General features: G+C 73.6%; 20 protein-coding genes and 1 pseudogene. 12 read left to right on the forward strand and 9 right to left on the reverse strand.

Going from position 1 to position 18,016, the window contains the following annotated elements:
• Positions 1–16: 16 nt before the first annotated feature.
• A complete protein-coding gene (locus CRP29_RS02450; protein ID WP_097193454.1) occupies positions 17–235 on the reverse strand; it encodes a hypothetical protein in 219 nt (72 codons plus the stop codon).
• A gap of 530 nt (positions 236–765) precedes the next feature.
• On the opposite strand from CRP29_RS02450, the gene CRP29_RS02455 reads away from it, so the two are divergent.
• The 3 genes from CRP29_RS02455 (at position 766) to CRP29_RS02465 (ending at position 2,744) form a co-directional block, all read left to right on the forward strand.
• Positions 766–1,026, forward strand: a complete 261-nt coding sequence (locus tag CRP29_RS02455; RefSeq protein WP_141437029.1) for a hypothetical protein — start codon at positions 766–768, stop codon at positions 1,024–1,026.
• A complete protein-coding gene (locus tag CRP29_RS02460) occupies positions 1,023–1,448 on the forward strand; it encodes a type II toxin-antitoxin system VapC family toxin (protein ID WP_097193456.1) in 426 nt (141 codons plus the stop codon). The genes CRP29_RS02455 and CRP29_RS02460 overlap by 4 nt, the downstream gene beginning before the upstream one ends.
• Before the next feature lie 141 nt (positions 1,449–1,589).
• Positions 1,590–2,744, forward strand: coding sequence for a tyrosine-type recombinase/integrase (locus CRP29_RS02465; RefSeq protein WP_097193457.1), 1,155 nt, complete (start codon positions 1,590–1,592; stop codon positions 2,742–2,744).
• Positions 2,745–2,763: 19 nt separating this feature from the next.
• On the opposite strand, the gene ychF is transcribed toward CRP29_RS02465, so the two are convergent.
• The gene (gene ychF, locus CRP29_RS02470; protein ID WP_097193458.1) at positions 2,764–3,837 is read right to left on the reverse strand and encodes a redox-regulated ATPase YchF; all 1,074 of its coding nucleotides are present in this window, start codon (positions 3,835–3,837) and stop codon (positions 2,764–2,766) included.
• A 97-nt stretch (positions 3,838–3,934) separates the two neighbouring features.
• Here ychF and CRP29_RS02475 point away from each other — a divergent pair, with 97 nt between their 5' ends.
• Entirely contained in the window at positions 3,935–5,176 is a 1,242-nt protein-coding gene (locus CRP29_RS02475) for a sensor domain-containing phosphodiesterase (protein ID WP_097193459.1), read from the forward strand.
• A gap of 36 nt (positions 5,177–5,212) precedes the next feature.
• On the opposite strand, the gene CRP29_RS02480 is transcribed toward CRP29_RS02475, so the two are convergent.
• A complete protein-coding gene (locus tag CRP29_RS02480) occupies positions 5,213–6,451 on the reverse strand; it encodes an HNH endonuclease signature motif containing protein (protein ID WP_097193460.1) in 1,239 nt (412 codons plus the stop codon).
• Between the two features lie 231 nt (positions 6,452–6,682).
• On the opposite strand from CRP29_RS02480, the gene CRP29_RS02485 reads away from it, so the two are divergent.
• The 4 genes from CRP29_RS02485 to CRP29_RS22360 all read left to right on the forward strand — a co-directional run bounded on the left by CRP29_RS02485 (position 6,683) and on the right by CRP29_RS22360 (position 10,784).
• Positions 6,683–8,215: an AlkA N-terminal domain-containing protein gene (locus CRP29_RS02485; RefSeq protein ID WP_245852333.1), complete on the forward strand. Its 1,533-nt coding sequence runs from the start codon at positions 6,683–6,685 to the stop codon at positions 8,213–8,215.
• On the forward strand, positions 8,212–8,748 hold the full coding sequence (locus CRP29_RS02490; RefSeq protein ID WP_097193462.1) for a methylated-DNA--[protein]-cysteine S-methyltransferase: 537 nt from the start codon (positions 8,212–8,214) through the stop codon (positions 8,746–8,748). The genes CRP29_RS02485 and CRP29_RS02490 overlap by 4 nt, the downstream gene beginning before the upstream one ends.
• Positions 8,749–8,784: 36 nt before the next feature.
• On the forward strand, positions 8,785–9,906 hold the full coding sequence (locus tag CRP29_RS02495) for a DNA recombination protein RmuC (RefSeq protein WP_245852336.1): 1,122 nt from the start codon (positions 8,785–8,787) through the stop codon (positions 9,904–9,906).
• Positions 9,907–10,418: 512 nt separating this feature from the next.
• On the forward strand, positions 10,419–10,784 hold the full coding sequence (locus CRP29_RS22360) for a DUF6542 domain-containing protein (RefSeq protein ID WP_141437030.1): 366 nt from the start codon (positions 10,419–10,421) through the stop codon (positions 10,782–10,784).
• Positions 10,785–10,847: 63 nt separating this feature from the next.
• Here the strand turns inward: CRP29_RS22360 and CRP29_RS02505 are convergent, their stop codons facing one another.
• Positions 10,848–11,816 carry a 4-hydroxy-3-methylbut-2-enyl diphosphate reductase gene (locus CRP29_RS02505; protein WP_097193464.1) on the reverse strand — a complete coding sequence of 323 codons (969 nt, stop codon included), beginning with the start codon at positions 11,814–11,816 and terminating at the stop codon, positions 10,848–10,850.
• A gap of 125 nt (positions 11,817–11,941) precedes the next feature.
• Here CRP29_RS02505 and CRP29_RS02510 point away from each other — a divergent pair, with 125 nt between their 5' ends.
• From CRP29_RS02510 to CRP29_RS02520, 3 genes are read left to right on the forward strand one after another with little or no spacing between them, the layout of a single operon-like run.
• Entirely contained in the window at positions 11,942–12,955 is a 1,014-nt protein-coding gene (locus CRP29_RS02510; RefSeq protein WP_097193465.1) for a hypothetical protein, read from the forward strand.
• Positions 12,956–13,001: 46 nt separating this feature from the next.
• Positions 13,002–14,225 (forward strand): exodeoxyribonuclease VII large subunit, encoded by a 1,224-nt coding sequence (gene xseA, locus CRP29_RS02515; RefSeq protein WP_097193466.1) that lies wholly within the window; start codon positions 13,002–13,004, stop codon positions 14,223–14,225.
• Positions 14,222–14,443 carry an exodeoxyribonuclease VII small subunit gene (locus tag CRP29_RS02520; protein ID WP_097193467.1) on the forward strand — a complete coding sequence of 74 codons (222 nt, stop codon included), beginning with the start codon at positions 14,222–14,224 and terminating at the stop codon, positions 14,441–14,443. The genes xseA and CRP29_RS02520 overlap by 4 nt, the downstream gene beginning before the upstream one ends.
• A 2-nt stretch (positions 14,444–14,445) precedes the next feature.
• On the opposite strand, the gene CRP29_RS02525 is transcribed toward CRP29_RS02520, so the two are convergent.
• Both CRP29_RS02525 and CRP29_RS02530 read right to left on the reverse strand, forming a co-directional pair.
• Positions 14,446–14,733 carry a hypothetical protein gene (locus CRP29_RS02525; RefSeq protein WP_097193468.1) on the reverse strand — a complete coding sequence of 96 codons (288 nt, stop codon included), beginning with the start codon at positions 14,731–14,733 and terminating at the stop codon, positions 14,446–14,448.
• Between the two features lie 142 nt (positions 14,734–14,875).
• Positions 14,876–15,514 (reverse strand): DUF4245 domain-containing protein, encoded by a 639-nt coding sequence (locus tag CRP29_RS02530; protein WP_097193469.1) that lies wholly within the window; start codon positions 15,512–15,514, stop codon positions 14,876–14,878.
• Positions 15,515–15,628: 114 nt separating this feature from the next.
• On the opposite strand from CRP29_RS02530, the gene glpX reads away from it, so the two are divergent.
• A complete protein-coding gene (gene glpX / locus CRP29_RS02535) occupies positions 15,629–16,678 on the forward strand; it encodes a class II fructose-bisphosphatase (RefSeq protein WP_176522798.1) in 1,050 nt (349 codons plus the stop codon).
• Here the strand turns inward: glpX and CRP29_RS23145 are convergent.
• From CRP29_RS23145 to CRP29_RS22555, 3 genes and pseudogenes are all read right to left on the reverse strand, one after another.
• Complete coding sequence (locus CRP29_RS23145) at positions 16,645–16,998, reverse strand: cell wall-active antibiotics response protein (protein WP_245852511.1); 354 nt, start codon at positions 16,996–16,998, stop codon at positions 16,645–16,647. The genes glpX and CRP29_RS23145 overlap by 34 nt on opposite strands.
• 146 nt (positions 16,999–17,144) lie before the next feature.
• Positions 17,145–17,426, reverse strand: a pseudogene (locus CRP29_RS23700) (DUF1707 SHOCT-like domain-containing protein); the annotation flags it as partial.
• The gene (locus tag CRP29_RS22555) at positions 17,354–18,013 is read right to left on the reverse strand and encodes a hypothetical protein (protein WP_176522799.1); all 660 of its coding nucleotides are present in this window, start codon (positions 18,011–18,013) and stop codon (positions 17,354–17,356) included. The pseudogene CRP29_RS23700 and the gene CRP29_RS22555, both read right to left, overlap by 73 nt.
• Positions 18,014–18,016: the final 3 nt, after the last annotated feature.

The raw sequence follows: 18,016 nt of genomic DNA on the forward strand, positions 1-18,016 counted from the left end.
ATCCCGACCGCATTCATCAGATCGCGTCGTCCTCGTGGATCAGCATGACGAGTGGCATAGCCAGCTCCTGCTGCTGCACGTACCGACTGATGTTTCCACCGACGGTGGCCACACCGGAATCGGCGGTTTCCACCGCGTCGTCCTCGTGGATCAGCATGACGAGCGGCATAGCCAGCGCCTGCTGTTCGACATACCTGCTGATGTTTGTCGAAATGCGATCGTCAGTAACCGTCATGACCGGCCCCTTCCTAATCGTGACAGTGCCGGAAGCACTGCCTGCGGAGGAAGTTAGGGACAGACAGTTAGCACGTCAATGGCCGATTTTGACGACACGCCGATGACGCACGAGCCGCTGTGGACTGACCTGCGAAAACGCTGAGTACAGCAACCCGCGTGTCGTTCGCCCGACACGCCCATGGTGCCCTTCTAAGCCCTCCCCAGGGGGTACTGGGAGAGGCTGAGGCCGCAGATGCGCGACGGCTACTCGACGCGGGCCCGGCCGAACGCGTCATCACTTGATAGTCCCGGTAGCGGGACCCCAAAACGGGACTGCCGGAGTGCGACAGCCGGACACATCCCGGCCAGCTCCCCATAACCGCTGCCTGGCCGGTTGGGGTGGGTCGGGGGAAGGGTGGGCCGAAGGCCCAGCCCGGAGGGCCGCGCAGCGCCCTTCCGGCGACCCAACACTGCCGGCATACTTTCGCGGAGGGAGCGGCTCCAGCGCGATCAAGGCTCGTCGTCCGAGTATCCCGATACCCTGTGATCATGAGTTCCGTCGATGGCTGGGACCTGACGGTCCCCGAGGATGCAGCCGAGCTGCTCGCCGAGCTGCGCCGTCACGGCGTGCGGCCCGGTCACCGTCTGCATGTTGTGCGCGCGGACGAGGAGCCGGAGCAATCAAGCGGCGACGACGCTGCCCAGCCCATGCGCGCGAGGCTCGACTTCATCGGCTCGGTGCGCGGTGGTCCCGCGGATCTGTCCAGCCGCACTGACGAATACCTGCAGGGAGGCTTCGGCCGCGAGTGATTCTCGTCGACACAAACGTCCTCGTCGCCGCTGCCCGGACCGCCGACACCAACCACGTCGCCGCGGCGCGACTGCTCGAGACCCTCGACGAGCCGCTGCTGGTTCCACCCACCGTGCTGGCGGAGGTCTGTTATCTCCTCAACGAGTGGGGTGGACCCGGCGCCGAGGTCCGGTTCCTCCGCGACATCCGGCCCGGCGGGCTAGAACTGGCAGAGTTGACCACTGCCGACGTCGCACGCGTGGCCGACCTGGTTGAGCGGTACGCGGACCTGCGTCTCGGCGGAACCGACGCCTCGCTCGTCGCCATCGCCGAGCGCCTGCGCATCGATCGGATCGCCACCTTCGACCGGCGCCATTTCACGGTCGTCCGCCCCGCTCACGTCGCGACCTTCACTCTGCTTCCCGGGGTCACGTCAAGCTGACCGGATGCCCGCCGGGCCGGGCGCGGCGCGCGGGCGAACTCCGCGGACGACGTCGGGGCACGAGCGCAGTGTCAGGCCATCGGACTACGTTCGGTCGCGTCGGTTGCCGGTGGGGTTCCATCGGGATTGAAGGGCGGAGCCATGGCGAGCATCCAGGACCGATGGCGCCGCAGGGACCCGGCCACCGGCCGGCTGGTGCCCACGGAGCTGGACGGCAAGGGGCTGCGCTACCGCCCGCAATTCCGAGATCCATCTGGCCGCCAAATCATGAAGGGGTTCGCGCTCAAGCGGGACGCGCAGCGCTGGCTGACCGAGCAGACCGCCCACATCGTCCGGGGCACCTACGTCGACCCGGGCGCCGGCCGCACGACGTTCGCCGAGTTCTACGCGGCCTGGTCCAGCCGACAGGTGTGGGCACCGGGGACGGTCCTCGCGATGAACCTCGCGGCCGGTTCGGTGCCGTTCGCCGACGTCCCGCTGCGGTCGCTACGTCGCTCGCATGTCGAGGGCTGGGTCAAGGGGATGGTCAACCGAGGTCTTGCCCCCGGAACCGTGCACACGCGGGTGAACAACGTGCGCGGCGTTCTCCGCGGCGCCGTCGCCGACAAGCTGATGGCTAGTGATCCGAGCGTCGGCGTCGCGCTCCCCCGGCGCCGCCGGGCGGCAGCCGCGATGACCCTGCCCACCGCGGCCCAGGTCGGCGGCGTCCTCCAGGCCGCCGACGACGCCTTCCGCCCGTTCGTCGCGCTCTGCGCGTTCGCCGGCCTGCGGCTCGGCGAGGCCGCCGCCGTCCAGGTCGAGGACATCGACTTCCTGCGGCGCACGCTCACAGTCACCCGCCAGGTGCAGCGAGGCGGCGCGGGCCGGGTCGAGTTGCGGCCGCCCAAGTACGGAAGCGAGCGGGTCGTCTTCCTCGCCCCAGGGCTTGTCGACATCCTGGCGGCGCATGTCGCCGCGTTCTGCCCGGGTGGTGGATGGCTCTTCACCGGAGAAGCGGGACAGCCCCCGCACCAGAACACTGTCGGCTACCGCTGGCGCACCAGCACCGCGGCCGCCGGCATCGCGGGGCTTCGACTGCACGACCTCCGGCACTTCTACGCCTCGGGCCTGATCGCGGCCGGCTGCGACGTCGTCACCGTGCAGCGGGCCCTCGGGCACGCCTCCGCCACCACGACGCTGAACACGTACAGCCACCTGTGGCCGAGCGCCGAGGACCGCACACGGACCGCCGCGCAGGCCTTGCTCGCAGATTCTTGTGGACTGAGTGTGGATTGGGAGGGATCGACAAGCCGCTGACCTGCGGTCTTATGCCGATCTACACGTTGAAGCGGAACTCCACGACGTCGCCGTCGGCCATGACGTACTCCTTGCCCTCCATGCGGACCCAGCCCTTGGACTTGGCCTCCGCCATGGAGCCGGCCTCGACCAGCTGGTCGAAGGAGACGATCTCGGCCTTGATGAAGCCGCGCTGGAAGTCGGTGTGGATGACGCCGGCGGCCTGCGGAGCGGTGGCGCCGACCGGGATGGTCCAGGCGCGCGCCTCCTTCGGGCCCGCGGTCAGGTAGGTCTGCAGCCCGAGGGTGCGGAAGCCGACCTTCGCGAGCTGGTCGAGACCGGGCTCGTTCTGCCCGATCGACTCCAGCAGCTCCGCGGCCTCGTCGGCCGGCAGCTCGATCAGCTCGGACTCGGTCTGCGCGTCCAGGAAGATCGCCTCGGCCGGCGCGACCAGTGCCCGCAGCTCGTCCAGCTGCGCCGAGTTGGCCAGCTCGTCGGCGTCGACGTTGAAGACGTACAGGAACGGCTTGGTGGTGAGCAGGCTCAGCTCGCGCAGCGGCTCGGGGTCGACCCCGGCGGCGAAGAGGGTCTTCCCCTCGTTCAGCACCTCCTGGGCGGCGACCGCGGCGTCGTGCAGGACCTTGCGGTCCTTGTCCTTGCGCGACTCCTTCTCCAGCCGCGGGACCGCCTTCTCCAGCGTCTGCATGTCGGCCAGCACGAGCTCGGTGTTGATCGTCTCGATGTCGTCGGCCGGGTCGACCTTGCCCTCGACATGCACGACGTCGGGGTCGGTGAACACCCGGATCACCTGGCAGATCGCGTCGCTCTCGCGGATGTTGGCGAGGAACTTGTTGCCGAGGCCCGCCCCCTCGCTGGCGCCGCGCACGATGCCGGCGATGTCCACGAAGGACACCGTCGCCGGGATGATCTTCTGCGACCCGAAGATCTCGGCCAGCTTCTCCAGCCGCGGGTCGGGCACGCCCACCACGCCGACGTTCGGCTCGATCGTCGCGAACGGGTAGTTCGCCGCGAGCACGTCGTTCTTGGTCAGGGCGTTGAAGAGGGTCGACTTGCCGACGTTGGGCAGGCCGACGATCCCGATGGTGAGGCTCACGGGAGTTCAGGTTACGTGCCCCCTCCGGAGGAGCTGCCCCTCCAGTTCCGACCCCGATCGGCCGACGACTGTCCTGACCAGTCGAGAGGAACCCATCGTGGGCAGGAACCGCACCGATGCCGAGCAGCAGATCGCCGAGCTGCTCCGGACGGCGAAGAAGTCGCTGCGCCTGTCCGTGGCGTTCCTCTCCCGGCTCGACGGCACCACCCAGCACCTCGAGGTCGTGGAGTCGTCGGTCCCCTTCCTCTTCCAGGAGGGCGTGACGCAGGTGCAGGAGACCACCCTCTGCCAGGCGATCCTGGACAAGAAGCTCCCGGCCGTGATCCCGAACCTCAAGGACTTCCCGGCGGCGATGACGCTTCCGGCGGCGCGGATGCCGCGGATCCGCAGCTACGTGTCGGTGCCCGTCACGCTCTCGGACGGCACGCTGTACGGCACGTTCTGCGCCGCGGGGCTCACCTCGGACAAGGACCTCACCAAGCGCGACAAGGCGCTGATGGACGTCCTCGCCTCGGCCGCCTCGGTGATCATCGAGCCGCAGGTCAAGGAGGCGGAGCGGCGCAGCGGCATCGAGCGACGGCTCGCGCCGATCACCGCCGACGGCGGCCCGGTGGTGGCGCTGCAACCGATCGTCGACCTGGCGACCGGCGTCCGCGTGGGGTCCGAGGCGCTCAGCCGCTTCCCCGTCGAGTGGGAGCAGACCCCCGATGTCGTCTTCGCGGAGGCGCACAGCGTCGGCCGGGGCGATGAGCTGGAGATCCTGGCCCTGCGCCGCGCGGCCGACCACCTCGACGGCGTGGACGGCTACGTCGCCATGAACGTCTCCCCCGGCACCCTGCTGACGCCGGCCTGCGCCGAGCTGCTCGCCCAGCTCCCCGTCGACCGCGTGCTGCTCGAGCTCTCCGAGCACGACCCGGTGGACGACTACGACCAGCTCTTGGCGGTGCTCGCACCGTTCCGCGCCGCGGGTCTGCGGCTGGCCATCGACGACGTCGGCGCCGGCTTCTCCTCGCTCCGCCACATCGTCGTGACCTCCCCCGACGTCATCAAGATCGACCGCAGCCTGGTGGCCGGCGTGGACACCGATGCCGTCCGGAGCATCCTCATCCGGTCGCTGGTGGACTTCGCCGGCGGGCTCGGCGCCGGCGTCGTGGCCGAGGGCGTCGAGACCGCCGAGGAGGCCGCCGTGCTGCGCACGCTCGGGGTCGACTACGGGCAGGGGTGGCACTTCGGCCGCCCGGCCGTGCCCGCACCGCGCCCCGCGCACGACTCCGAGCCGGCCCTGCCGGGCGGCATACCGGTGCCACGGCAGGGTCGGCTCGGAGTCGAACTCGGGTAGGTCGAACGCTGAGAAGCGGACGCAGGGTCCGAGGAGTCAGGCGCTGATCAGGAACGGTTCGCCGATGAGGATCTCGGTGCCGTCGGGGCGCCAGGTGCGCCATCGTCCGTCCGGTTGCCGTTCTATCCGGAAGCCGTGGTGGACCTTCGTGTGGTGCCGCTCGCAGAGGAGGGCGCCGTTGTCCAGGCAGGTCTCGCCGCCGTCGATCCAGTGGATGACGTGGTGGACGTCGCACCAGTAGGACGGCGCGTCACAGCCGGCGAAGACGCAGTGCCGGTCGCGCACCTCGATGGCCCGCCGCAGGTGCGGGGGGAACAGCCGTTTGGTCTGGCCGAAGTCCAGGGGTTGGCCCTCGGGGCCGATGACGATGCGGGTGACGTTGCCGTCGCACGCCAGCCAGCGGGCTTTCGCGGCGGAGATGATCCCGCCGAATCCGGTCCGGGCGGCCCCGGCGCCGGTCGAGGTGTCCATGAGGTCCTCGAGATCGATGGTCACGAGCACCTGAGGCTTGTGACCGCGGAGGATCGGCAACGCCCCTGAAGCGAGGGCGTTGTCGCAGAGCTGCACGAGCGCGTCACCGGCTCGCCGGGCCCGGCTGCGGGTGTCGCCGGCCGGGCGGGAGGCCTGCTGGATCGACTCGACCGCGGCCTGAAACTTCTCCCCACCCACCGCATCCAGCGTCCCGTGGAAGGACACCGTCCCGTCGGTGTGCGTGGTGAACGACAGCGACCGCTGCTCGGTGGGGTCGGGTTCGGTGCCGTCGGGGTCCAGCCGGGCCAGGTAGTGCCCGACCGCCTGCCGGAGGTCGGCATGCGAAGCGGTCACCGCGACCTCGGTCAGCAGGACGTCGATCGCTGCCATGTCCACGCCCTGCGCTTCGGCGCGGGCCAGGTTCACCTCCGACACCACCGGCGCGAGCACCGACACCACCTCCGCGCTCACCGCACCCGCCGAGGCCGCGGCCGCCAGCATCGGTAGCCGCTCCAGGGTGCGGCCGTTGCGCACCAGCCGGCCCGCCTCAGCCTTCGACAACCGGTGGTGCCCGCGCAGCCAGGACGCCATCGTCGCCTTGCCGTCGTGCTCGGCCGCCTGGGTCAGCTCACCCTCGCGGACGGTGCGCGCGACTTCGGCATCCAGCCGGTTGCGGGCCGTCACCAGCGCACCGGTGCGGGCCATCACCGCCGGCCCGAACGAGGACTTCAGGTCCTCACTGGCGAGCGCACGCAGAGCGCCGGTCAGGCACTCCCTCGGCGTCTCACAACCACTCGAACACATGTACGAATAGTACCGCTGCGGGAACCATCGCACCACCTGTTTCCCCAGGTCAGACGCCTGTCCACACCCTCACGGCGGCTCTTGACAGCGAGGACGACATGCCGACGAGCCCGAGGGACCAGGCACGCCACCCGGTCCGCTTCGACCGGGCCTGATCGCAGCGGCCACCCTGCGACGGCGGTGTCCGAAAACCGCCGGTCCGCCGCGGCGCGGGCTGTCATGCTCGGAGCCGTGACCACGCCGACGGACCACGAGCACCGCTACCGGGCGGTCGTCGGCCGCGACGCGCGGTTCGACGGCTGGTTCTTCACCGCGGTGCGCACCACCGGCATCTACTGCCGGCCCTCCTGCCCCGCACGCACGCCGAAGTCCGCCAACGTCTCCTTCTTCAGCACGGCGGCCGGCGCCCAGGCGGCCGGATACCGCGCCTGCCGCCGCTGCCGGCCCGACGCGGTGCCCGGGTCGCCCGAGTGGGACGTGCGCGCCGACGTCGTCGCCCGCGCCATGCGGCTGATCGCCGACGGCGAGGTGGAGCGCTCCGGCGTCCCCGGGCTGGCGCGGCGGCTGGGCTACTCCGAGCGCCAGCTGCACCGGCTCGTCGTCGGCGAGCTCGGTGTCGGCCCGCTCGCGCTGGCGCGGGCGCAGCGCGCGCACACCGCCCGGCTGCTGATCGAGACCAGTCCGCTGCCGATGGCCGACGTCGCCTTCGCCGCTGGGTTCGCCAGCATCCGCCAGTTCAACGACACGGTCCGGGAGGTCTTCGCGGCCACGCCCACGGAGCTGCGCCGCCGGCCCGCTCCGGCCCCCGGCGCCACCACCCCCGGGGAGCTGACCCTCCGGCTGGCCGCCCGCGCGCCGTACGACGCGGCCGAGGTGCTGCTCTTCCTCGGCGCGCACGCCGTCCCGGGGCTCGAGGAGTGGGACGGCCGCACCTTCTCCCGCGTGCTCGACCTGCCGCACGGGCCCGGCGTCGTCCGCCTCTCCCCCGCGGCGGACGGCAGCGCCGCCGTCGTCGCGCGACTGCAGCTCGCCGAGCTGCGCGACCTGGGGACGGCGGTGAGCCGGTGCCGGCGGATGCTGGACCTGGACGCGGACCCCGCCGCCGTCGACGCCGTGCTGGGGGACGACCCCGCCCTGGCCGACCTGGTGGCCGCGGCGCCGGGACGCCGGGTGCCGGGCTCCCCGGACGGCCCGGAGCTCGCGATCCGCGCGGTGCTCGGGCAGCAGGTGTCGGTGGCCGGAGCGCGCACGCTCACCGCCCGGTTGCTGCCCGCGGCCGGCGTGCCGCTGGCCACACCGGCCGGCACGCTCACCCACGCCTTCCCCCGGCCGGACGCGCTCGCGGCGGCCGACCTGAGCACCGTCGGCCTGACCGGCGCGCGGCGCGCCGCCGTGCACGCCCTGGCGGCCGCGCTGGCCGACGGCGCGGTCGCGCTCGACCCGGGCGCCGACCGCGACGAGGCGGGGCGCGCGCTGCTGGCCGTGCGCGGCGTCGGGCCCTGGACGGCCGCGCTGGTCGCCCTGCGCGGTCTGGCCGACCCCGATGTGTGGTTGCCCGGCGACCTGGCGTTGCGACGCTCGCTGGCGACCCTCGGCAGCACCGACGCCGAGGCCGCAGGACGCTGGCGCCCGTGGCGTTCCTACGCGGTGATGCACCTGTGGGCGCTCGCCGCACCGTCCCTCTTCACCCGCCCGACCCCACCCGCGCGGAGCCCACTCCCGCCGGCTCCCGTGCCGGCCCTCTCGGAACGGAGCGCCTCATGACCCCTCCTCCCGCCCGCTACGCGACCGTGGCGACGCCACCCGGACCGTTCACCGTCGTGATCACCGACGGCCCCGACGACCGGGGGGTGGTGCTGGCCAGCGGCTGGACCGACGACGTCGCGCACCTGCTCGCCGTGGTGCACCGGTCGCTCCGGCCCACCTGGGTCGAGCACTCCGCCGAGCTCCCGGTGCTGGACGCGGTCGAGGCCTTCTTCGCCGGCGAGATGGCCGCCATCGATGCCGTCCCGGTGCGCCAGCGCTCCGGCCCGTTCCTCGAGGACGCGTGGGACGTCCTGCGCACCGTCCCCCCGGGCGAGCCGGACACCTACGCCTCCTTCGCCGCCCGGTGCGGGCGGCCGACGGCGGTGCGCGCCGCGGCCAACGCCTGCGCGCGGAACGCCGCGGCGCTGTTCGTGCCGTGCCACCGCGTGCTCGGCTCCAGCGGCGGCCTGGGCGGCTTCCGCTGGGGCACGGCGGTCAAGCGGCAGCTCCTGGACCACGAGGCGCGGCACGCGCCGGTCGCCGCCGCCTGACCGGTTCTGTCGGACCCTTCGGGCAGCCTCGCGGGCATGGACGCCGCTTCCCTGCTGCTCGGGCTCCTCCTCGGTGCGCTGCTGGCCACCGCCGTCACCCTCGGCGGAGTCGCCCTGCTCGCCCGCCGCCGCCCCACCGACACCGGCCTCGAGCCGGTGCACGAGTCGCTCGACCACCTGCACCGGCTGCTGGCCGGCATCGAGCGGGCCCGCGCCACGGCCCACGGCGAGCTCCGCGAGCAGATGGGCACCGTCGGCCTCACCTCCGCCCAGCTGCAGCAGGAGACCGCGGCACTGGTGACGGCGCTGCGCACCCCGCACGTCCGCGGCCGGTGGGGCGAGGTGCAGCTCCGCCGGGTCGTCGAGCTGGCCGGTCTGCTCGAGCACTGCGACTTCGTCGAGCAGCCCTCCGGCACCAACGACGAGGGCGCCGGCGTGCGCCCCGACCTCGTCGTCACCCTGGCCGACGGCCGCCAGGTCGTGGTCGACGCGAAGGTGCCCTTCACCGGCTACATCGAGGCGGTCCAGGCCACCGACCAGGCGGTCCGGGACCAGCGGATCGCGATGCACGCCCGCCAGCTGCGGACGCACGTGGACGCGCTCGCCGCCCGGCGCTACCCGACCGCCTTCCGGCCGGCCGCCCCCTTCACCGTGCTGTTCGTCCCCTCCGACGGCTTCCTGATCACCGCGCTCGAGGCCGAGCCCGGCCTGCTCGAGCACGGCTTCGCGCGGGACGTCGTGATCGCGACGCCGAGCACCCTGCTGGCACTGCTGCGCACCGTCGCCTACTCCTGGCGGCAGGAGCGGCTGGCCCGCGACGCCGACCAGGTGCTCGAGGTGGGCCGCCGGCTGCACGCCCGGCTGAGCACGCTGTCCGGGCACCTCACCCGGCTGGGCTCGGCCCTCGGGACGACGATGACCCGGTTCAACGAGACGGTCGGCTCGTACGAGCGCTCGGTGCTGACCGCCGCCCGCCGGTTCGACGACCTGGGCGTCGCCGAGCAGCCGGTACCCACCCCTGAGCCGCTGGAGGCGACGGTGCGCACCCTGCGTCCGGAGCCGACCGACGGCACCGACGCCGTCGTCCTCGACGGCGAGGACCGGTTCGACGCCGGACGCCGGCACGACGACAGCGGGCGGGACGGGACGCACGGCTGACCTCCGCGGCCGGCACCTGCCGGCACGCCACGGACGTCACCCGGACCCCACGGAACACTGCACGCACACGTCTCACGCGATGTCGCCGAGTCGACACGGTCGAGCCGGCGACTCGGGCCCGACGTCCGCCGCAGTTGCGATTCCGCTCGCTACCGTGACCATCGAGGGACGGCCGTCCGGGCCCGACCGCGGTGGAACGGAGGTGCGCCATGGCCACGGCGAGTACGGCCGATGCATGGCGGCAGGGCGGGGGCTCCCCCGACCGATCGTTCACCGGGTCACGCATGCCCCGTGAGGAACGTGCCATGAACCCCGACCGCAGCGCACGTCCCGGTCGCCCGCCGGTCCCACCGCGCGGGCGCCCCGTCGAGAGCCGGCCGGTTCCGCCGCGCCGGGACTCGCTGCGCCCGGCCGACCGCGGTCCCGCGGGATCGCGGCCGTCCACCGCCCGCCCGGCGGGAGCGCGCCCGGTCGACGGTCGCGCGGCGGCGACGCGGAGTCGCGCGCAGACCGTGCCGGCGACCGGTGGCCGCATCCGCGGTGCGGTCGCGGTGCTCGGCGTCTTCCTCGTGACCCTCGCCGGGGCCGGCATCGATTCCTTCGTCGGCGTCGGCCTCGGCAGCATCACGCTGATCGCCCTGCTCGCCTCGACCACCGTCGCGACGCTCGCGGTGCGCCGCCGCGACCTGGTCTCCGTCGTCGTCGCGCCCCCGCTGGTGTTCATCGCCGTGGCGGCCCTGAACATCGGGCTGGCCCCCTCGGCCACCTTCAGCCTGCCGACCGTCGCCACGCTGCTGATCCGCGGGTTCCCGACGATGGCCATGGCGACCGCCGTGGCACTCGTCCTCGCGACCGGCCGGCTGATCGCCCGCCGCTGACCCGGACGCAGAAGAGCCCGTCACCGGTGGTCCGGTGACGGGCTCTTCCTCGGTTCCGGGTGCTCAGTCGCCGGTGGCCTGTGCCTTCTCGGCCCGCCGCAGCTCGTGCGGCAGCGCGAAGACGAGGCGCTCCTCGGCGGCCTTGACCGTCGACACGTCGGCGTAGCCGCGGGCGGCCAGCCAGTCCAGCACCTCGCTGACGAGGATCTCCGGCACCGACGCGCCGCTGGTGACGCCGACCGTGCCGACGCCGTCGAGCCACGCCTCGTCGATCTCGGCGGCGTAGTCGACCAGGTAGGACGCCCGCGAGCCGGCCTCGAGGGCCACCTCCACGAGGCGCACCGAGTTGGACGAGTTGGTGGAGCCGACGACGAGCACCAGGTCGCACTCCGCGGCCATCTGCTTCACCGCCTGCTGACGGTTCTGCGTGGCGTAGCAGATGTCGTCGCTGGGCGGGGACTGCAGACCGGGGAAGCGGTTCTTCAGCTGGTCGACCGTCGCGAGCGTCTCGTCCACCGAGAGGGTGGTCTGCGAGAGCCAGACGACCTTCTCCGGATCGCGGACCTGCACGTTGGCGACGTCGTCGGCGCCGTCGACGAGCTGGATGTGGGCCGGCGCCTCACCGGCGGTGCCCTCGACCTCCTCGTGCCCGCGGTGGCCGATCAGCAGGATGTCGAAGTCGTCGCGGGCGAAGCGCTTGGCCTCCTGGTGCACCTTGGTCACCAGCGGGCAGGTGGCGTCGATGGTGCGCAGCTGCCGGTCGGCCGCCTGCTCGTGCACCGCCGGGGACACCCCGTGGGCGCTGAAGACGACGACCGAGCCCTCGGGCACCTCGTCGGTCTCCTCGACGAAGATCGCCCCGCGCCGCTCCAGAGTGGCCACGACGTGCTTGTTGTGGACGATCTGCTTCCGCACGTAGACGGGGGCGCCGTGGATCTCCAGGGCGCGCTCGACCGCCACCACCGCCCGGTCGACGCCGGCGCAGTAACCCCGGGGATCGGCCAGCAGGACACGTCCGCGCTGATCTGCCATGCACCCAGCGTACGTGGGCCCGGGCCCCTGCCGAGGCCGCTGAGCGTGGCCGAGAACACCATCCGGACGGGCACCGGCGTGCCGGCGGGGGTGTCGAGCTCCGATTCCTGGGGCAAGGTGTGCCCATGGCCCGTGAGATCCCTGAGGTTGTCCGCGCCGCTGCCGGCCTGGCTGCGACCGTCGTCGACGAAGCACGCAAGCTCCCCGAGACCCTTCCCGGCCTCCCGGTGCGCGTCATCGGCATGGCGATGCAGCACGCCATGAAGGTGCAGCAGCAGTACGCCGGGCTCGTCGCCCGGGGCGACGAGCTGTTCACCGGGATCCGCGGCGAGGCCGAGCCGGGCCTGGCCACCTTCGACGACGACGGCGACGCCGCCCCGGCCGAGGGCTTCCGCGGCTCGGCGTTCGACCGCGCCGACGTCGTCCCCGACGAGGTGCCCGACGTCGTGGGCGCGCAGACCTCCGTCGAGACCTCCCTCGAGGAGGCGCCGGCCACCGAGGAGATCCTCGAGGAGCTGGCCATCGACGAGGCGATCGAGGCCGCTCCCACGCTCGAGGAGACCGCGCCCGCCGTCGCCGGCGGCGCGTCGGACACCGAGCTCACCGCTCCCGAGGACACCGCGGTCGAGCTGCCCGTCGCCGGCGCGGCGGACATCGACGACATCCCCACCTCGGTGGACGTCCTGACCGCCGACGGCAGCGCGATCACCACCGTGGACGCCGCGGTGACCGACGAGGGCGTCGCCGCCCCGGTCCCCGACGACTACACCGACAGCACCGACGACGGCACCGAGATCGCTCGCGGTGACGGGCCGATCGCCGCGGCCACGGGCGTGACCGGCGACGGCGCCACCGCGGACGAGGCGCCCATCGCGGCCGGCGCGGCCGTGGACGACGCAGCAGCTCCCGAGGCGGCCGGCGCGTCGCCCGAGGCCCCGATCGACGGGTACGACAGCTTCTCCATCGCCCAGCTCCGCGGCCGGCTCCGCGGGTACGCGCTCAGCACGGTCGCCGACCTGGTCGCCTACGAGGAGGCCACGAAGGCCCGTGCGGACTACCTCCGGATGCTGCGCAACCGGCTGGAGAAGCTCGAGGAGCAGGCGGTCGGGTCCAGCCCGCTCGCCCCGCGCGGCGCCTGAGCGGGGAGCCGCGCGGGGTGTCGGACCCGTCTGACACCCTCGGATCGTGACCGCCCCCTCCTCCCCCGAGGCACCGTGGCCGGTGCGCACGGTCGCCCGGAAGGTCGCCGAGTGGATCGGGCGGCTCGGTGAGGTGTGGGTCGAGGGCCAGGTCGCCCAGCTGTCGCGACGCGGCAACGCGGCCACCGTCTTCCTGACGCTGCGCGATCCGGTCGCCGACCTCTCCGTCCCGGTCACCTGCCACCGCGACGTCGCCGACCGGCCGGGCCTCGAGCTCAGCGAGGGCGCCCGGGTGCTCGTGCGCGCCCGTCCCGACTACTACGTCGCCCGCGGCTCCTTCTCGCTGCGGGCCACCGAGATCCGCGCCGTCGGCCTCGGTGAGCTGCTCGCCCGGATCGAGCGGATCCGCCAGCTGCTCGCCGCCGAGGGCCTGTTCGACGTCGTCCGCAAGCGGTCGCTGCCGTTCGCACCGGCCGTCGTCGGGGTCATCACCGGCCGGGACAGCGCAGCCGAGCGCGACGTCCTCGTCACCGCGCGGCGGCGCTGGCCGGCGGTCCGCTTCGCGATGCACAACTGCGCCGTGCAGGGCCCGCAGGCGGCGGCGAACGTCATCGAGGGGCTGCGGAAGCTGGACGCCGACGTGTCGGTCGAGGTCATCGTCGTGGCCCGCGGCGGTGGCTCGGTCGAGGACCTGCTGCCCTTCTCCGACGAGGGGCTGGTGCGCGCCATCGCCGCCTGCCGTACCCCGGTCGTGACCGCGGTCGGACACGAGACCGACACCACGCTCGTCGACCACGTCGCCGACGTCCGTGCCGCGACCCCGACCGACGCCGCCCACCGGATCGTGCCCGAGATCGGTGAGCAGCGACGCCTGGTCGAGGGGCTCCGCGCCCGCGCCCGCCACCTGATCACCACCCGGGTCGAGCAGCAGGAGCGCTGGCTGGAGTCGGTCCGCACCCGCCCGGTGCTGGCGAACCCGGAGCGGCTGCTGCACGGCCGGGCGGACGACGTCGCGCAGCTGCGCACCCGCGCCCGGCGCACCGTCGTCCACCGCGTCGAGGGCGCCGAACGCGACCTCGAGCACGCCCGCGCCCGGGTGGCGGCGCTCTCCCCGGCCGCGACGCTGGACCGCGGCTACGCGGTCGTGCAGCGGGCCGACGGCGCGCTGGTCCGGGACCCTGCCGAGGTCGCCGACGGCGAGCGGCTGCGGGTCCGGGTGAGCGGGGGCCGGCTGGACGTCCGGGTCGACCGGGAGGATGAGGAACCGTGAGCAACACCGAGCAGACCGACGAGCCGACCACCACCTACGAGCAGGCGCGCGAGGAGCTCGCCGACGTCGTCCGGCGGCTGGAGGCCGGCGGGCTGACGCTCGAGGAGTCGCTGGCGCTCTGGGAGCGCGGCGAGGAGCTGGCGACGCTCTGCCAGCACTGGCTGGACCGCGCGCGCGAGCGCCTCGCCGCTGCCGCGCCCGCGGACGACGAGGACTGAGCTCAGGCCGAGCGGCGCTCGTCGCGGAGGCCCGCCGCGGGCCGGAGGGCCACCTCGAGCCCGGCCGCGGCCAGCGCGTCGAGCACGCGGTCGGCCCGCAGGCGCAGGTCCGGCAGGTCGGCCACGCCGCCCCGCCCGGCGAGGCACCGGGCGATGAGGTCCCGCGCCCGGGAGTCCCCGGACGCGACCGGCCGGGCCACCGGGACGCGGGTGACCATCCCGCACCGGCAGGACCCCCCGGTCACCGGTGCCCGGTGGTCACCGTGCGCGCAGACGTCGTCGTCGAGCATGTCGGCTCCTCGTCCCGCCGGCAGCCGCGGTGGCGCCGGGTGCGAGGTCATCGTGCGGCGGCCGCCCGCCGGCCGCCGCGCGGACGGTCGGGTGTCGAGGACTCTTCCGACACCCGACACGGAACCGCAACAACGCCCGTCGTCAGCCGCCGACCGGCGCGACGGCAGCAGCCACGGTGCGCAGCTCGTCGTCCGCCGCGGACCCGGTGACGATGACGACCACGCCGTCGGCCTCACGGGTCAGGGCGGTCTCCCCCCGCTCCGTGGTGAGCCGTGTCCACGGCTCCCCGTCGACGTCGACGGGCTCCTCCTCGGTGGCGCCGTCGAGCACGGTGCGGACCGGCTCGGCGCGCAGGTCGTCGCTGACGGTGAAGCCGGCGAACTCCTGCGACGGGGTGAGGTAGCCGATCTCGAGGGTGACCGGGTCGCCCTGCGCGGCGAAGCCGGCGTCGGTGCGGGCGCTGGTCGGCCGGTAGTCCTCCGGCAGCCCGTCCGGGGCCAGCACCGGGTAGCCGGCGCGCTCCGCGGCCAGCCGGACGGTGCTCGCCGGGTCGACGTCGCGGACGGTGTCCTCGTTGCTCGTGCGGAACGCCTGCCACGCCACGAGCAGCAGGCAGATCACCACCAGGGGCACCAGCGAGCGGATCATGTTGGCCGCGCTCATGCGGTTCGCGCGCTCCACGGCCGGCGACGGCGCCGGGGCCTGCACGGTCGCCCCCGCCGCAGCCGGCGCCTCCGGGCGGTCAGCGGGTCGCGGGCTCGTGGGGCCGACTTCGGTCATGCACATAGGATCGCAGGAGAGCTCCCCCAGCCTGCCGCCCATGGCCTGCGTCCCGGGTTCCGCCCTGCGCTCACGGGGGGCCGGACGGGACGCGGTCCCTCTCCAGGAGGTCCCGTGTCGCTGCCCGTTCCCGAAGGCCCCGTCTCCTCGAGCGGGAGTGCGTTCTCCACCGACCGCCCCGCACCCGACCGCAACCTGGCCCTCGAGCTGGTGCGGGTCACCGAGGCGGCGGCGATGGCCGCCGGTCGCTGGGTCGGGCGTGGCGACAAGAACGGCGGCGACGGCGCCGCGGTCGACGCGATGCGCGCGCTCATCGGCACGGTGAGCATGAAGGGCGTCGTCGTCATCGGGGAGGGCGAGAAGGACGAGGCCCCGATGCTCTACAACGGCGAGCAGGTCGGTGACGGCCACGGTCCGGAGTGCGACGTCGCCGTCGACCCGATCGACGGCACCACGCTGATGGCCAAGGGCATGCCCAACGCGATCGCCGTGATGGCCGTCGCCGACCGGGGCGCCATGTACGACCCGTCGGCGGTCTTCTACATGGAGAAGCTGGCCACCGGGCCGGCCGCGGCCGACGTCGTCGACATCACCGTGCCGGTGGCGGAGAACATCCGCCGCGTCGCGAAGGCGAAGAAGAGCTCGGTCGGTGACGTCACCGTCTGCATCCTCGACCGGCCGCGGCACGCCCAGCTCGTCGACGAGGTGCGCGCCGCCGGCGCCCGCATCAAGTTCATCACCGACGGCGACGTCGCCAGCGCGATCGCCGCCGCCCGCGAGGGCACCGGCGTCGACCTGATCCTCGGCATCGGCGGCACGCCGGAGGGCATCATCGCGGCCTGCGCGCTCAAGTGCATGGGCGGCTCGTTCCAGGGCCGCCTCTGGCCGAAGGACGACGAGGAGCGGCAGAAGGCCCTCGACGCCGGCCACGACCTCGACCGCGTGCTGCACATCGACGACCTGGTGCGCGGCGACGTCTTCTTCGTCGCCACCGGCATCACCGACGGCGAGCTGCTGCGCGGGGTCCAGTACCGCTCCGGCGGCTGCACCACGCAGTCGCTGGTCATGCGCTCGAAGTCGGGCACGATCCGGTCGATCGAGAGCCTGCACTCCCTGGAGAAGCTGCGCGCCTACTCCGCGGTGCCCTTCGACCGGGAGCCGTAGGCGATCCGCTCCATGACCTGACGCCAGCGGCTCGCCGACTCCCCCGGCGCCAGGCTGCGCAGCTTCAGGTCGCCGAACACGGTGCGGGCGTGGACGACGATCCGCGGGGTGCCGGCCACCCGCGGCACCGGTGCCAGGTCGACCTTCCGGTCGCCGAACACGGTGCGGCCGTGGATCTGGGCGTCCACGCCCTCGGCGACGACGACGTCGACGTCGCCGAAGAACGTGGTGAGGTACAGGTCGAGCCGGTCGGCGCCGGTGCGGAGGCCGCGCAGGTCCATGCGCACGTCGCCGAAGACCGTGGAGACCCGCAGCGGCACCGTGGGCCCGGCCAGCTTGATGTCACCGAAGACGCTGGTCTGCTCCTCCGGCGCCGGCTGCCGACGATCTCGACCGGCGGCTCCGCCGGCAGGTCGGCCACCAGTGCGGCGAGCTCCGCGGTGGTCACCGCCGCGTACGCGGCGCCGGCCCGATGACCGAACTCGTCGAGATCCAGGCGCCCCTCGGCCAGCGCCTGCTGGAGCCGGGTGACCAGCGCCTCGCGGTCGCCGTCGGAGGCGCGGACACCCGGCGTCCCCCGGTCGTCGGGGCCGGGGACGGCGGGCAGTCCTGCGTCGGTGGGCACGCATCCGACCGTAGCCGAGCGCGCCGCGCAGCACGGCCCGCCGGAGCCGGTCAGCTGGCGGGCGGGAAGGCGTCCACGCAGTAGGTCGTCCGGGCCTCGCCGTTCGACTGCCGGCCGGCGCACGTCCCGCCGTACAGCTCGTAGGCGGAGCTCTGCGGCGAGTACCGGTACAGCTCGTCGCAGGCCTCCATGTCGCCGTCGTGGCAGTCCTCGGCGTAGCCGTCGAGCTCGGGGTCGTCGCCCAGACCCTCGGGGTCCGACGTCGCATCCGGGATCCCGGAGCCGCTCCCGCCGTCGTCGGACCGGAGCCCGACGACCAGGGCCACCGCGAGCGCCACGACCACCACGGCGACGGCGGCGACCACGGCGACGAGGGCCTTCCGGCTCCTCGCCGGCGCCGGCTGCTGACCCCACGGCGGGACGGCGCCGCCGGGCTGACCGTAGGGAGGCTGCTGGCCGTACGGCGGCTGACCGTAGGGGGGCTGGCCGTACGGCGGCTGACCGTAGGGAGGCTGCTGCTGCCCGTACGGCGGCTGACCGTAGGCCGCCTGGCCGTACGGCGGCTGACCGTAGGGAGGCTGCTGCTGCCCGTAGGCGGGCTGCCCGTAGGCGGGCTGGCCGTACTGAGGCTGCTGCGGGGGCGACTCGTCCGCCGCTCCACCGCCTCCGGGGTCGGACTCACCCGGGGGCGGGTACGGCGGCTGTGACATCTG

It is taken from the genome of Blastococcus aggregatus (assembly GCF_900221005.1).
Taxonomy (GTDB): Bacteria; Actinomycetota; Actinomycetes; order Mycobacteriales; family Geodermatophilaceae; genus Blastococcus; species Blastococcus aggregatus.